This is a genomic window from Idiomarina sp., assembly GCF_048260185.1.
Taxonomy (GTDB): Bacteria; Pseudomonadota; Gammaproteobacteria; order Enterobacterales; family Alteromonadaceae; genus Idiomarina.
Window position 1 is genome coordinate 272474 of the sequence record NZ_JBLXHB010000001.1, and the last position, 13945, is coordinate 286418.

Below are 13945 nucleotides of genomic sequence, written 5' to 3' on the forward strand. Positions count from 1 at the left end.
CCTTAGCAACATAACGCTCAAAGCAGCGGCGCGTTTACGCGTCCGACTGCCTTTGCTTGTTAAATTCAAAATCGTCACAATTTAGAAGCAGCAGCCTTGGCGGTTCTGACATGAATTCCCCCTCATAATCCGATTCTATTTGCCCAAGTAAATCCCTCGCCAATACGGATTCATTATTCGTCATCTCGATATGACTATACAAAACTGCACGCAACCAGCCCCTAAAATTATTTCTATAATTTTCGTCTTTATTATTCACACAATTTTTGGGCTCTATAGGAGTACCAATTTCTAGGCGATACAATGCTTCTGCAAAGGTAGGCAAACAACAAGCATAGGTACATTCAGTGTAGCCATTCACAGTTCTAGAACGACTATTTGTCTTGGTTTTCAGCTTGGCATATTTTCGAGTTGGAGAGTTCATAGGCACTGCCAAATCTGCGACCACGTAAAAGAAGCCGTAGTCTTTCCCCGAGTATCTATGGAATACCCCTAATGATCCAATCGAAGGCAAAATTGCACCACTAAGAATTTCTGGGTGGCAGTCAAAAGGTGGGTATGGGAGTACATTCGGCCTGCGAGACAATAAATCCCACTGCTCAAGATTAGCTTTGAAGTCTGTATAGGGGATTGTATTGGAGAACCCCGAACACAAATTTGAATGTTTCTCGTTAGATTTTTTTGCTTGTAATAAAGTAGCTCTAGCTTGGAATTCAGGGCTTTTTCTGTACGAAATTATCAGCAGGTCGGATATCTCACATCTTGCAGATGGACGCCCCCAACTACCTTTTCCGTTAAATACAACTTGATGTTTCATTCCATGAAACTCTTCAATCTTGAATGGCTTCTTTAAGGAGCCAAAACTTCTCATTAAAGCTCTAAATTGTTGAACTTCTGAAAAATTTGATTGGCTAGACTCCCTACTCCAAGCTTTTGCCAATTCATGTGCGAATAATGCAGATTGCACTCAATTCTCCCTTTGAATTTAACATTTATATATTGTGCATTCGCATTTAGCCTTTCATTAAATTGCTGCTTTTTCTTCGCAACCCTTTAATAACTCAATTTATTTTTCAAAAAAGCAGGCCAAAAACAGGCAAACCAATTCGAGCATACTCATTTTCATTCTAACGAGTGCACAATATCTAACTTTTCGTTTTTACTATGTAATTGACCTTAAACGAGTTAAATACACAACACAATAATAAAGTAAGCAATATTGCGGAGTTAAGTGAGCATCAAAACTGCCGGCCACTATTCGGTTAGTTTGAGAAAGATACGATTTTTGTTTCTGGAACAATGCAGAATTAGCAGCTAACGTGAAAGACTATTCATTAGGTGTGCTAAGCGTTTTTATACCGCAAAGGTCAACTCGCTTGAGGAGCAATAAGTAATGAGACTATTTCTGACTCTGGCTTTATGGTTCAGTGCTTGCACTACGGTAATGGCAGCTGACTACGCTATTGAAAAGGTTAAGGGCAATGTCTATCGGTTTTCGGCGGGTCATTATCATTCGGTATTTATGGTGACCGAGCAGGGCATTTTTGTTACTGACCCAATCAACAAAGACGCGGCTCAATACCTTAAAAAGGAGTTATCAGAACGCTTTGATCAGCGAGTGCGTTACCTGGCTTATAGCCATAACCATGTTGACCATACGTTAGGTGGTGAGGTATTCGTTTCTGAAGGTATTGAGGTTATTGCGCATGAATACGCAGATGAGGATTTGCGCTGGACTAAAACACCAACTGCACTGCCGACAACGACGTTTAACGACGAGCTGACTATTAAGCTTGGTGAGCAATCGGTTCAAATGAAATATTACGGGCCAAACAATGGGCGTGGTTCTGTCAGCATGCGGTTTATGCCTGAGAACGTACTCTTCGTGGCCGACTGGATTGTGCTGGGTCGCATGCCTTACCAAACGCTTCCGGGGTATGACATTCATGGAATGATACGTTCGACAAAAGCCGTGTTAGAGGAAAAGCCATTTGATGTGTTTGTTGGTGCTCATGCGGATATAGGAACGCGTAAAGATGTTGAACGCTATTTAAGCTATCTTCAAGCCTTATACGCTGAGGTTCGCGACGGCATGTTGGCTGGCAAAAGTTTGGAAACACTTCAGCAGGACATCAAGCTTGATGAATTTTCCGATTTAAAAATGTATAACGAGTGGCTGCCGCAGAATATAGAAGGTGTTTATAAAACGCTAAATGAGCAGTCTTATTTTGACCGACGTTAGACAGAGTTAAAGCCGCTCATTTTTCGCCTTCTCTTTACGCGCTTTCCACCAGTGGTAAAGCGATGAAATAAGTAGTGCTATGAGAAAATCTTTGAATTCTGAACTGTGTAGAGTGAATTCACCCACTTGAAATGACTTAATGATGGTTCCACCAACAAGGCCTGCGCCAATAATAACCAGCGCCAAGTATATGGTCGAAAGTATTTTATTATCTGTTTTCATATCTGCAACTCATGCCGTTTCAGTGTTTCTGAAACCATCCTCGCATGACAGCCAGTGCTGAGTCATCAATGCTGTCGCCATTTTCTTTTCGCAGGCCGTGGTCAAGTTCTTCAAAGTACCGATAGTCAACATTCTCCGAGTTACTCAGATTTTCTATCATTACATGAGTTTGCTCTGGATCTACTGAATCGTCCTGTCCCGATTGAACAATAAGCAGAGGTGTTTTTCCGCGTTCTACGATTTTGGTTTGCTTAAGGGTAAGCATCTCCTTCCACCACTTGTAGCCATGCTGGCTTGAGTTAACGGCAAAGGGTTCTTTTGATGCTTTTATTTGCTCTGCAAACTCGCGAAACTCGGCAAGTACCGATGCTGTAACCTCTGCGGGTGTCGATGCTTTTATATTGTGCTCAATATCGTCCTGAAACGAATTACCGCCACCATTAAATGCGATAGTGGCGGTAATGCCGGGGAACGCTTCGCGCAGCATGACGGCAATGACGGCGCCTTCGCTACCGCCGAGAACGTAAACTGACTGATAACTTTTCGTTTCGTTAAGGTGTTTCAGCACCTGCCTGGCATCATTTACTCGCTGTGATGGCGAATCATTGTCGATGTAAGTTTGCGGGCATTCGTTGGTTTCTGGTGTCAGTCCCCATTTCTCAATGAGCAGAACATCGGCGTCGAGTCGTACTTTGGGTAAAACTTCTTTAATAGAATGGTTTTTTAATGCACTCCGGCAGTCAGAACCTTGCAATATAAGCAGTAGAATATTTGCTGGCTTTGCTCTTGAACCAAGGTGATAGGTGATTTTAGAGTCAGCTGGTGACGGACGTTGCAGTGCCTGTGTTTCAAACGTCAATTCTGATGCAGCCATTGAATAGCCGCTGAAAATTAAAGATATAAGAGTGAGAAATAGATTAAAGCTGCGCATGAATTAAATACCGGTTAGTTTTCCATTACAAAGGAGATTATCCGCTAAACGACAACTTTTGGTAACATGCTTTCAAAGTATTTTAGTAACCTTAAGCATTGGAATAAACTCAAATGACCATAAAGTCGGGTATTTATGAACACTACAAAGGCGGACGTTACCGCGTTATTGATATCGCACGTCATAGCGAAACTGAAGAGTGGATGGTGCTTTATCAACCCCTGTATGGGGAACAGGAACTTTGGGTTCGCCCCTTTGACATGTTTGTGGAAACGGTGAACATAGACGGCAATGACGTACCCCGATTCTGTTTTATTGGCAATGAGTAAGGGAAGACAATGAACGAAATCGATAACAAACTCTTTCTAGTTTATATTGGCGGCACGGCGCCTGGTGCCAACATTGAGTTGCATGATATCCGCTTTGTAGTGGGGCAGAGCATGGAAGAGACCTATCCGGCTATTCGAAAAGGGTGGTTCGGTACGCAAAAAGGGCTGCACCTGGATAGCTTTGTTCATTTGCACCATGTGGATGGCTACCGCATTCATCTTACCTCTAAAGCACCTTATGAACCTGCGCAAAAACGCTTGTACTTCGTTAATTTTGGTGGCTATTTTCCGAACAAGCTGGCCGAGTATCATGACTTTACTGTGGTGGTCGCAGACTCACCGCAATCTGCAAAACAACTGGCTCGCGCTCAAGTCTCCAAAGCCGGCTTAGCGGACGCTGAGCAAATCCATAAAGACGATTTACTGGCAGTGGATGACTGCTTGTGTGTCGATTTGGTGGATAACCACTATGTGACGCTTGAATTTGACGGTAAAAAGCAGCCGCTGGTGCCGGACTGGAAAGGGTATCAGCCACTGCCTTAATTTTTTGTCGGTAAAGTTGTTATTTTTGTTTTATATAGTAAGTTGTTAATTGTTTGATTAAAAATAACACTAAACTCAAGGACAGAAAAAATGACAGGAATAATAAAGAAGTCTCTGGTTTTTAGTCTGTTAGCCGCTGTTAGTTTTGCCGTGGCACCAGTTAAGGCCGAACCTAACGTTAAACTCATGAATACCAGGGACTGCTTTACTGGAGACTTTGCCAGTTATGATAGCTGGATGAAGATGATTTCTGGTGGCAGCAGTGATAAGGCTGATGATTTTGAGGAACGCTTAAAGAGAAATAGGGCGTTTTTTAAGAAAGAAGAATTTGAAGATTATCAACAGAATCTGGAATGCAAAAATATTATTTATAAAGTTGATGATGCCGTTGTTAACGGTTTTTATATAGCGCCCGAAGGTCAGTCAGATTTACCTGTTATTATTTATAACCGAGGTGGCAATGGTAGTTTTGGAGCTTGGATCTTTGGCCGTGTTTACCTAAAGCTTTTCAGCTTAGCTAAAGAAAATAATGTCGCCATCTTTGCCTCAAATTATCGTGGTACTTTTCCCAAATTTCCCGGTAAAGATGAGTATGGTGGTGCCGATGTGAATGACGTGGTTGCTTTACCACAGTTGTTTGAACATTTTCCTAATGTTAATCCCGAAAATGTCGGCCTATTCGGGTCCAGCCGTGGCGGCATGCAATCACTTTTAGCGGTGAAGCAGGGCTTAGACGTTGATTCTATTGTTCTTTATGCCGGAGACTATGATTTCTTCGAGGGATTGAAGCATCGCCCAGAAATGGAGAAACTTTATAAAAAGCGGATTCCCAACTACGACGAAGAAAAAGAAGCCGAATTAAGAAAACGCTCAGCTGTTTTCTGGATGGACGAAATTGATAACGACATTCCAATTTTATTGATACATGGCGACAAAGACGAACGTGTTTCAGTTGAGTCCAGTATTGCGCTGGACAAAGTGCTTGAGAAAGAAGGGTTCACTCATAAACTTTCAATATATGAAGGGCTAGGACATCGTTCTTTCCCCAAGAAAAAAGAAATAAGAAGTGAAATGATGTCTTGGTTCAGAACGCACTGGGAATAATATGTTGCGGTAGCAGGACTATTTGCCGGTTGTGTGTATTACTAACGCACAACCGGTACATAAAGCCTGTTTGTCACCACGCTGTCACCGTTAACAACAACCTGAAATAAGTCACCGTAGTCATCTTCTTCAAGTGTTTTGGCGTTTCCGCCTGCGGCTTTTACTAACTCCGATACCGTGTTGCTGTGACCGATAATGAGAGCATTCTTTTTCAGGCCTTTGATGCTGGCTATTATTCCATCAAAGTCTTTAGAAGGGTAACTCTGAACGGATAGACCAAGATGCTTCGCGAGAGCTTCTCCTGTCTGTTTTGTGCGTTTAAAATTGGTAGAAAATATAGCCTCAATATTACTGTTCTTTAGAGTTTGAGCCAGCATGAGCGCCCGTTGCTGCCCTGCAATACTCAGCTCGGGGTCAGTTTTTTCATCGGTTTTCTCCATGTGACGAGTAAAGTAAAGAGTATAAGTGTCTGCAAATGCCATATTAGGAAAAGTACTAACGAAAATTAAAAGACAAAGTAAACGACGCATAAGCTTTAAAGGTTATAGTTTGTGTTTGGTTTTTGAGAGTAAAACATAACTTTATGTTTATTTCAGGACAAGCATCAAAAACAAGATAAATATAAATGATAACGATTCGTAGTTGTGTTATCTTTTGCTCCTTACTAACAGCGAAGGAGTACATGGGGTATGAACGCACGTGTCGTTCCGCTTGCAGCAGCTATCGCAATGGCATTAAGTCCACTCGCAGCGACTGCAGCACCACAAAATGCGGATAAAGAAAAATCGGCGAACGATGAAAATCTTGAGCGGATTAAAGTAACTGGCAAATATACCGTCAGCCAAACGTTAGATACCGCAACAGGTCTTGGTTTAACACTGCGTGAGACGCCTCAGTCGGTCAGTATTATGACTGATGAAAGAATGTTCGATCAGAATATCGACACCGTGCTTGAAGCCGTAAATAACGCGGTGGGTGTTTCTGCGTCGGAAATGGACAATGTTCGTAATACTTTTTATGCGCGCGGGTTTGAGATTGATAACTACCAAATTGATGGCGTACCTACCTCATGGAGTCTGGCCGGAGATGCTGGCGAAACCGTAGCCGATGTTGCCATTTATGAACGGATTGAATTTGTTCGCGGTGCAACAGGTCTGTTGACTGGCGTGGGTGACCCGTCAGCGTCAGTAAACCTGGTTCGTAAACATGCTAATAGCAGAGAGCTTGAAGGATACATTAATGTCTCGGCAGGTCGCTGGAATAGCAAACAGATAACTGCTGATGTTGGCAGCGCATTGAACGAAAGCGGCAGTGTTCGCGGCCGGGCGGTTGTAAAGCTGCATGACAGTGATTCACATGTTGATTATTTAGAGGAAAACAAAGAGATTTTCTACGGTGTTATGGAGGCGGACTTAACACCCTCAACATTACTACGAGTTGGTGGTAGCTATCAGCATAACAACCCTAAAGGCGCAACTTGGGGGTTGCTTCCAGCATTCTTTGATGACGGAACTCAAACCGACTGGGATGTTTCTAAAACAACTGGTGCGGATTGGACGCGTTGGGAAACCACCAGTACTAACTATTTTATTAACTTGAATCATACCTTTAATAACGGTTGGGAAATTATTGCCAACTACAATCGTCTGGATGCCGATAAAACCTCCAAGTTACTTTATGTGTATGGAACGGTTGATAAGGAAACAGGCGCAGGATTAAACGCCCAGCGCTATCACAGTGATGGCGAAAACAGTCAAAATAGCTTTGATCTGCAGTTAAAAGGGCAGTTCTCGAGCTTTGGTCAAATGCATGATGTAGTTATTGGTGCTTTATACAGTGACCAAGATGCTTTCGCACATACCTTTACGCCAATTGGCGGAGACATGAGTGGTGGGTTTGACCGGGTCGATGTCGATAACTTTTACGAGTGGACTGACTTGCAGGAACCGGAGTGGGAAGATGAACCCAGCCCCGGAGAAGACACGACTACCGAACAGAAAGGAGTTTATGCGGCTACAAGATTAGCGCTTAGTGATAATTTGAAGTTTATTGTTGGCGGCCGTGTATCAAGTTGGGATCGTGATGGCGTAAGCTATGGTACTCAGGTTAGTTATGGTGACTCAGGTGTTTTTGTTCCATATACTGGCGTGCTTTACGATTTAACCGATAAGCACCGTATTTACGCCAGTTATACTGAGATTTTTAAGCCACAAAACTCTAAAAATGCGAACGGTAACTTTCTTGATCCTCTGGACGGAGATAGTAAAGAAATTGGCCTGAAGAGTACATTTTTAGATGACAGACTGCACACCTCTATTGCTGTCTTTAAAATATCACAAGACAACCTGGCCGAAACTGACCCTAATTACGTTCCGACACCAGAACAACAAACCGCTTATATTGCGGCTCAAGGCACAGAAAGTAAGGGCTTTGAAGTTGAAGTTGTTGGTCAGCCTGTCGATGGTTGGAATATATCGTTAGGATACTCTCAATTTGACGCTGAGGATGCTTCGGGAAGCCCGGTTAATACTGATACTCCGAATAAGCAGTTCAAGTTATTTACCACTTATCAGTTCATTGAACTAATGCCTCAGTTGACTATTGGGGGAGGTGTAAACTGGCGGGATGAGGTTTACTCAACAGGCCGTAATCCTGGTACAGGAGAAATGGAGAGGTTTACGCAGGACGGCTACTCGTTAGTGAACCTGATGGCGCGTTATGAGTTGTCCGAGAGTATGAGTCTGCAACTTAACATGTCTAACGTGTTCGATGAGAAGTATTACAGTCAAAAAGGCTTCGTAAACGGTTACCGTTATGGCAAGCCACGCGATTACACTTTGAGCTTTAATTACAAGTTTTAAGCGGCTGAATATAATAAGCCGGTGCCTTCAAAAGCACCGGCTTTTTTTATGCCCTGCGTTTACGTTGCTGGCGTAAGGCTATTAGAGCAGAAATAAACAGTGAGGCGAAAGTCAGAATACCAAACCAGACCAGTATTCCGTCTACAGGGTTTGGCATTAAACTTGTGCAGGCGAGAGCAAGACCGAGCAATATAAAGCCTGCAATTTTATAGATCCGCTCGGCACGCTGGTTTAACGGTTTTAAATTAAATAACTTACGGTGGCGCGCTGTAACAATGCATAAGAGCCAAAAGCCCGCTAAGCTAAGCAACCAAATGACAACTGATATCATGGTGTCACCTCGGTTTCCGCTGGTTTCCCTGCGTTATGAGACTGCAGCTGGATAAAACTAAAAGACAGGGCAACTCCGCATAACAGCAGTATCAGGCTTGTTTTTAGTAGTTTCCGGGTGGCGACAATCCACATAACCAGACCGCAGTAAACACCGAAGCTCAGGAGCATCATCCACATTAGGCTTGTGGCTTTGTTCCAGCCAAAAGCCCATAAAAGCAGTTCAGGCGTGAAGACTGTAACAATCAATGTGAAAATGAACCCACCGACAGTCGCGAGCAAAAGTCGATAACTTATTGTCAGTTTGGATGGCGCATTGGCTATTTTATCTTTCAACATCATTTTGCGTCTCCTTTGAATTCCATTTGCGAAACAGGTACCAAGTGAGTCCTAAAAACGCGGCTGCCGTTAAAATGAAGCTGATATCCATGCCAAATAAAGGCCAGTCGCGCGGGTACTGATAATTCAGAAGGTGCCGGTCGACAGTAATAAAGCTGACAATGGGCAAGCTCAGGTAGGCAATGGCATTAAGCAGTGCGCCGTCTCGCCAGGTTTTTCGGGCGCCGCGAAGCAGCGGATAGCAGACCATTAACAACCAGCCAAAGAAGAACCAGGCAATTTCAAGTTCAGCCCGGTTATCGGCCGCTACGGGCAGTAACCGATTACTCAGAAAGTAAGTGGCAACGGCAAGTGGAAGGCCCATAATAAAGCCGGCATTTAATCCGCTGACTAGATAATGGCCGAATGACAGGCTTCCGCTGTCTTGCAGTTTCTTTCTGCGTTTCTCAAACCATAAAACCAGACCTGTGGCTATCATCAAGGTGCCCAGAATTCCTAAAAAGAAGTACAACCAACGCAGTTGGGTGTCTGCAAAACGTCCGGCGTGCAGGCCTATCATGGTGCGCCGTGTCAGTTCTGCGCTATTTTCTACGGGCTGGGCATGCAACTGCTCACCGCTAACAGCTGAATAAGTCAGTGTTGTATAATCTGACATAAGTGACTGGGTCGGTGCTTCGTAAAAAGTGACCGCGGCGTTCTTGTCTCCGGGGTTACTAATTTGCGCTAAACGAATAGGATTACCCTTTATGTCTTCCCGCGCTTTAAAATAAACCTCCTGCAAGTCAGCTAAATCTGCGCTTTCGCCACTAGCCTGTAGTGTAGGGGGTTGGGACTGTAGGTCGTTAAAAAAATCACCTCTGTCGCCATAGCTTAACGACACGGCTGAGGACATATACATTAGCATTAATGTGACTAAGCCGGTGTAGGTGATCATAAAATGGAAAGGTAAAGCTAATACCGAGGTAATAGTATGCCCGTCGAGCCAGCTGCGTGGCCCTTTACCGGGCTGAAAAGTGAAAAAGTCTTTGAATATTTTTTTATGTATGACCACACCGGTAACTATGGCTATCAGCATAAGCATGGCGCATATGCCAACCAGCCAGCGGGCGATAAATACTGGCATATAGTGAAGATCAAAATGAAAGCGATAAAGGAAGTTGCCGCCGCGGGTTTCACGTTGCTCAATTCTTTTACCATCACCATCAAGAACGGCGAATTCAAAACCACGACCATTACTGGCATTCGGGTCACGCCAAAAAATTGTGGTAATGGGGGAGCGCTCATCGGGCAAGGTAATAGACCAGCCCGGTGAGTCAGAGGCTTGTTTTTCAAGGTAGTCTTGCGCTTGTGCAACTGCCTTTTCGGGAGTTGCGTGTTGCTTTACATCGGGCAGCATCCATTGTGTAATCTCGAACTGGAAATAGGCTAATGTTCCGGTAAGAAAAACCGCAAACAGTATCCAGCCTACAACTAATCCAGCCCACGTATGGAGCCAGGTCATACTGTCTCTGAATCGTGCTTTCATAATAGTAAAGGTGATTTGTTTAGTTTTTGTCAGAGCCGTATTAAACCACAAAAAATGCATTAATGAAAACCATTATCATTTGCGTTATCGGTGTTTAACTTAACTTTTTGGAGACTTTAAATGGTTGCTAAAGCGAACGAGGTTCTCGAGTTCTGGTTCAATGAGCTGGCGCCAAAGCAATGGTTCGTCAAAAGTGACGAGCTGGATAAATCGATTAAGAAACGATTTTCTTCCACCCTGGAAGCTGCTGAAAAAGGGGAGCTCTGGCATTGGCGTGGGACTGAAAAAGGGCGTTTAGCCGAAATTATTGTACTCGATCAATTTTCACGAAATATCTATCGGGATACCCCGAAAGCCTTTGCACAGGACGCTATAGCTTTGGTGCTGGCGCAGGAAGCTGTAGCTCAGAGCGCAGACGAATCCTTAGAGCCCCAGGAGAAATCTTTTTTATACATGCCCTATATGCACAGTGAGTCGAAGTTTATTCACAAGCAGGCTATTGAGCTTTTCGACCAACCAGGCCTGGAAAACAACTATCAGTTTGAAGTGAGACATAAAGAAATTATTGATCGTTTTGGCCGCTACCCGCACCGAAATGCCATATTGGGTCGTGAATCTACCGCTGATGAGGAAGCCTTCCTTAAGCAACCGGGCTCCAGTTTTTAACTTTGTCGCCAGATTTAGCCTTTTGCTCTCAAATTTTAACTGTGAGCGATTTCTGTAAGGTAAACTGCGAAAAATTTTGAGAAGGGATAACTCCGTCAATGAAGACTTTTAAGCTCGCATTTCTTTCTGTGGTTGTTTCAGGTGCTTTGTTTAACTCTACGCAGGTAGAGGCGCACGATGGTATTGAACGAATATTAGTTTCTGGGCATCAGGCGAATTTGCTGGGGCAGGCCATGTCGGCTTCTGAAGGTGTGCTGGGGCAACCTGAAATAGAAATTCGGCCTATGTTGCGCACCGGCGAGTTAATGGAGCTTATTCCGGGAATGAGTGCAACTCAGCACAGTGGCAGCGGCAAAGCGAACCAGTACTTTTTACGTGGCTTCAACCTTGACCACGGCACCGATTTCGCCACTTATGTTGATGGTATGCCGGTGAATATGCCAACTCATGGACACGGTCACGGCTATACCGATATTAACTTTCTTATTCCTGAGCTGATTGAACAGGTGACCTATCAGAAAGGTTCTTATCACGGTGATGTGGGCGACTTTTCCAGTGCCGGTAGCGTGGGTTTCAGCACCCAAATGAACCGGAAAAAAGGCCTTGCAAAAGTAAGCCTGGGTGAAGACGCTTACCAACGGGTGTTGCTGGCTGACAGCGTTTCTCAGAACCGTACTAACACGACATTATACGGGCTTGAATATCAGACTTATGATGGTCCCTGGACAGATATTGACGAGGACGTCGATAAAATCAATGCGGTAGTACGTCATAGCATCCGTACTTCTGAGGGTGTTCTTACCTTTGGAGCTATGGGTTACGAGAATGAGTGGAACAGTGCTGACCAAATTCCTGCGCGAGCGGTTAACCAGAGTATTATTGATGAGCTGGGTTCAATTGATGACACTCTAGGCGGCAAAACCCATCGCTACAGTGTTAATGCCATATACACGACCGCCGATTACGCGCTAACCGCCTATGTTATCGACTACGAATTGTCGTTATTCTCAAACTTCACGTATTACCTTGATGAACCTGTTCTGGGTGACCAGTTTGAACAGGTTGATGACCGAAAAATTTACGGAGCATCAGGTAGCTGGCATCCGGATAACAACCTGACTTTGGGCTTCTCAACTCGCTATGACGACATTGGCGAAGTTGGCCTGCACAAGTCGCAGCAACGAGAACGACTGGGTACAGTAAGAAGCGACCAGGTTAACGAATGGAGCACCGGCGTTTATGCCAGTTACGACTATCAGTGGACCAGCAGGCTGAGAACCAACCTTTCATTGCGCTATGACTACTTTGATTTTGGCGTTAACTCTTTAGTTGATGCCAATATCTATAACGTGGCACTTACTCCGAACAACGGTCAAACTTCGGATGACCTCTGGTCTTTTAAAGGAAGTGCGAACTACTTATTAACTGACGATGCGGAGTTGTATCTGTCAGCCGGGCAGGGTTTTCATTCCAACGATGCAAGAGGCACGGTAACGATTATTGACCCGAATAATGGTGACGCTGTTGATTCGGTTGATCCGTTGGTCAGAACCTTTGGTTACGAAGTGGGCGTGCGTTGGCGGCCTAATGCCAAATTTAACAGTTCACTGGCACTGTGGTCATTAGAACAGGACAGCGAGTTATTGTTTGTGGGAGACGCTGGTAATACAGAGGCCAGCCGTCCATCAAAACGCCAGGGCATCGAATTGGCTGCTTATTACAATTACAGTGACCAGCTAAGTTTTGATCTTGAATACGCTTATACCGATGCTGAGTTTGATGACAGCAATGTGCTTGAACAGGAAATACCTGGTGCTATGGAAGACATTCTTCAACTGGGCGTGACAAAACGCTTTGATGACAACTGGTTTTCAACGGTTCGTCTACGCTACTTGGGAGAGCGTCCGTTGGTTGAAGACAACTCAGAGCGTTCCGATAGCTCGACGGTTGTAAACTTCATGGTTGGCAAGAAATGGAACGCTTGGGCGATGGACCTGCAGGTTCTTAATCTGTTTGATAGCAATGATCACGACATAGACTACTTTTATGCATCGCGGTTGCCGGGCGAGTCGGCAACCGGTGTGGAAGACTTGCATTATCATGTAATGGAGCCAAGAACCGTTCGCTTTGAACTGTCGTACGAGTTTTAAACCTTATTTTATATTTTCAATCAGCTGTGAAAGCGAGCTTACGGTAATGGTAGGCTCGACTCCCCATGGGTCAAACTGAGCCTCTTTAGTCCGTTTTACCCAGGCGGTTTTCCAGCCAGCGGCGTTAGCCCCAATAATGTCAAAACTGTTACTGGAGATAAGCCAGGTGCTATCAGCCTGACCGTCCGTTTTATCAAGAAAGTATTGATAAACTTCCGGGTCAGGCTTGAAGCTCTTAATGTCTTTGCAGCTTATAACCTCATTAAAATAGCTGCTTAATTCGGCTTTCTCCAGTAACCCAGAAACGGCCTCCTGGCTGCCGTTGGAAAAAGCAAAGCAACCCATGCCCGATAAGCTCAACTTGCTAAGCGCCGCCCTGGCATCATCAAATGCGGGTAGATGCGTATAGGTATCGAGCAAGTCTTCTTTTTGCTCTTCATTTAAAGGTGAACCGTATTCGTTGTTGGTAAACTCCAGGGCTTCCTTAGTGCAAATTGCAAAGTCCTGATACTGCCGCATAAGTCCGCGACGAAACGAATACTCTAATTGCTTATCACGCCAACGACCGGAAAAACTCTCTGCTTTGTCTGTGCCAAGGTATGAACTTAATGTTGAAACCACACCTTGTGCGTCGATAAGCGTGCCATAAACGTCAAAAGCCAAATTCGTCAAAACTACACTCCAGATACTTTAAATACAGGTT

Annotated in this window: 15 protein-coding genes; 7 read left to right on the top strand and 8 right to left on the bottom strand. The window is 44.4% G+C overall.

What is annotated here, in order from left to right; genetic code table 11:
* Positions 1–34 precede the first annotated feature (34 nt).
* The gene (locus tag ACN0RF_RS01370) at positions 35–967 is read right to left on the bottom strand and encodes a hypothetical protein (RefSeq protein WP_417437787.1); all 933 of its coding nucleotides are present in this window, start codon (positions 965–967) and stop codon (positions 35–37) included.
* Between the two features lie 426 nt (positions 968–1393).
* Here ACN0RF_RS01370 and ACN0RF_RS01375 point away from each other — a divergent pair, with 426 nt between their 5' ends.
* Positions 1394–2242 carry an MBL fold metallo-hydrolase gene (locus ACN0RF_RS01375; RefSeq protein WP_417437788.1) on the top strand — a complete coding sequence of 283 codons (849 nt, stop codon included), beginning with the start codon at positions 1394–1396 and terminating at the stop codon, positions 2240–2242.
* A gap of 6 nt (positions 2243–2248) precedes the next feature.
* On the opposite strand, the gene ACN0RF_RS01380 is transcribed toward ACN0RF_RS01375, so the two are convergent.
* The gene (locus ACN0RF_RS01380; RefSeq protein WP_417437789.1) at positions 2249–2464 is read right to left on the bottom strand and encodes a hypothetical protein; all 216 of its coding nucleotides are present in this window, start codon (positions 2462–2464) and stop codon (positions 2249–2251) included.
* 19 nt (positions 2465–2483) lie between these two features.
* The gene (locus ACN0RF_RS01385) at positions 2484–3338 is read right to left on the bottom strand and encodes a serine aminopeptidase domain-containing protein (RefSeq protein WP_417437790.1); all 855 of its coding nucleotides are present in this window, start codon (positions 3336–3338) and stop codon (positions 2484–2486) included.
* A 170-nt stretch (positions 3339–3508) separates the two neighbouring features.
* On the opposite strand from ACN0RF_RS01385, the gene ACN0RF_RS01390 reads away from it, so the two are divergent.
* The 3 genes from ACN0RF_RS01390 (at position 3509) to ACN0RF_RS01400 (ending at position 5371) form a co-directional block, all read left to right on the top strand.
* Positions 3509–3724 carry a DUF1653 domain-containing protein gene (locus ACN0RF_RS01390; RefSeq protein WP_417437791.1) on the top strand — a complete coding sequence of 72 codons (216 nt, stop codon included), beginning with the start codon at positions 3509–3511 and terminating at the stop codon, positions 3722–3724.
* Between the two features lie 9 nt (positions 3725–3733).
* Positions 3734–4267, top strand: a complete 534-nt coding sequence (locus ACN0RF_RS01395) for a DUF1543 domain-containing protein (protein WP_417437792.1) — start codon at positions 3734–3736, stop codon at positions 4265–4267.
* 90 nt (positions 4268–4357) lie between these two features.
* Complete coding sequence (locus tag ACN0RF_RS01400; RefSeq protein WP_417437793.1) at positions 4358–5371, top strand: alpha/beta hydrolase family protein; 1014 nt, start codon at positions 4358–4360, stop codon at positions 5369–5371.
* Between the two features lie 41 nt (positions 5372–5412).
* Here ACN0RF_RS01400 and ACN0RF_RS01405 read toward each other — a convergent pair whose 3' ends face one another.
* The gene (locus tag ACN0RF_RS01405; RefSeq protein ID WP_417437794.1) at positions 5413–5853 is read right to left on the bottom strand and encodes a SixA phosphatase family protein; all 441 of its coding nucleotides are present in this window, start codon (positions 5851–5853) and stop codon (positions 5413–5415) included.
* A 207-nt stretch (positions 5854–6060) separates the two neighbouring features.
* On the opposite strand from ACN0RF_RS01405, the gene ACN0RF_RS01410 reads away from it, so the two are divergent.
* Positions 6061–8232, top strand: coding sequence for a TonB-dependent siderophore receptor (locus tag ACN0RF_RS01410; protein WP_417437795.1), 2172 nt, complete (start codon positions 6061–6063; stop codon positions 8230–8232).
* Between the two features lie 46 nt (positions 8233–8278).
* Here the strand turns inward: ACN0RF_RS01410 and ACN0RF_RS01415 are convergent, their stop codons facing one another.
* From ACN0RF_RS01415 to ACN0RF_RS01425, 3 genes are read right to left on the bottom strand one after another with little or no spacing between them, the layout of a single operon-like run.
* A complete protein-coding gene (locus ACN0RF_RS01415) occupies positions 8279–8563 on the bottom strand; it encodes a DUF3325 family protein (protein WP_417437796.1) in 285 nt (94 codons plus the stop codon).
* A complete protein-coding gene (locus ACN0RF_RS01420; protein ID WP_417437797.1) occupies positions 8560–8904 on the bottom strand; it encodes a hypothetical protein in 345 nt (114 codons plus the stop codon). The genes ACN0RF_RS01415 and ACN0RF_RS01420 overlap by 4 nt, the downstream gene beginning before the upstream one ends.
* Entirely contained in the window at positions 8888–10402 is a 1515-nt protein-coding gene (locus ACN0RF_RS01425; protein ID WP_417437798.1) for a PepSY-associated TM helix domain-containing protein, read from the bottom strand. Before ACN0RF_RS01425 ends, ACN0RF_RS01420 begins: the two co-directional genes overlap by 17 nt.
* A 144-nt stretch (positions 10403–10546) precedes the next feature.
* On the opposite strand from ACN0RF_RS01425, the gene ACN0RF_RS01430 reads away from it, so the two are divergent.
* Together ACN0RF_RS01430 and ACN0RF_RS01435 are read left to right on the top strand one after the other, a co-directional pair.
* The gene (locus ACN0RF_RS01430) at positions 10547–11092 is read left to right on the top strand and encodes a DUF924 family protein (protein WP_417437799.1); all 546 of its coding nucleotides are present in this window, start codon (positions 10547–10549) and stop codon (positions 11090–11092) included.
* 98 nt (positions 11093–11190) lie between these two features.
* Entirely contained in the window at positions 11191–13242 is a 2052-nt protein-coding gene (locus ACN0RF_RS01435; protein ID WP_417437800.1) for a TonB-dependent receptor, read from the top strand.
* Between the two features lie 3 nt (positions 13243–13245).
* On the opposite strand, the gene ACN0RF_RS01440 is transcribed toward ACN0RF_RS01435, so the two are convergent.
* Positions 13246–13914: a haloacid dehalogenase type II gene (locus ACN0RF_RS01440; protein ID WP_417437801.1), complete on the bottom strand. Its 669-nt coding sequence runs from the start codon at positions 13912–13914 to the stop codon at positions 13246–13248.
* Between the last annotated feature and the right edge of the window lie 31 nt (positions 13915–13945).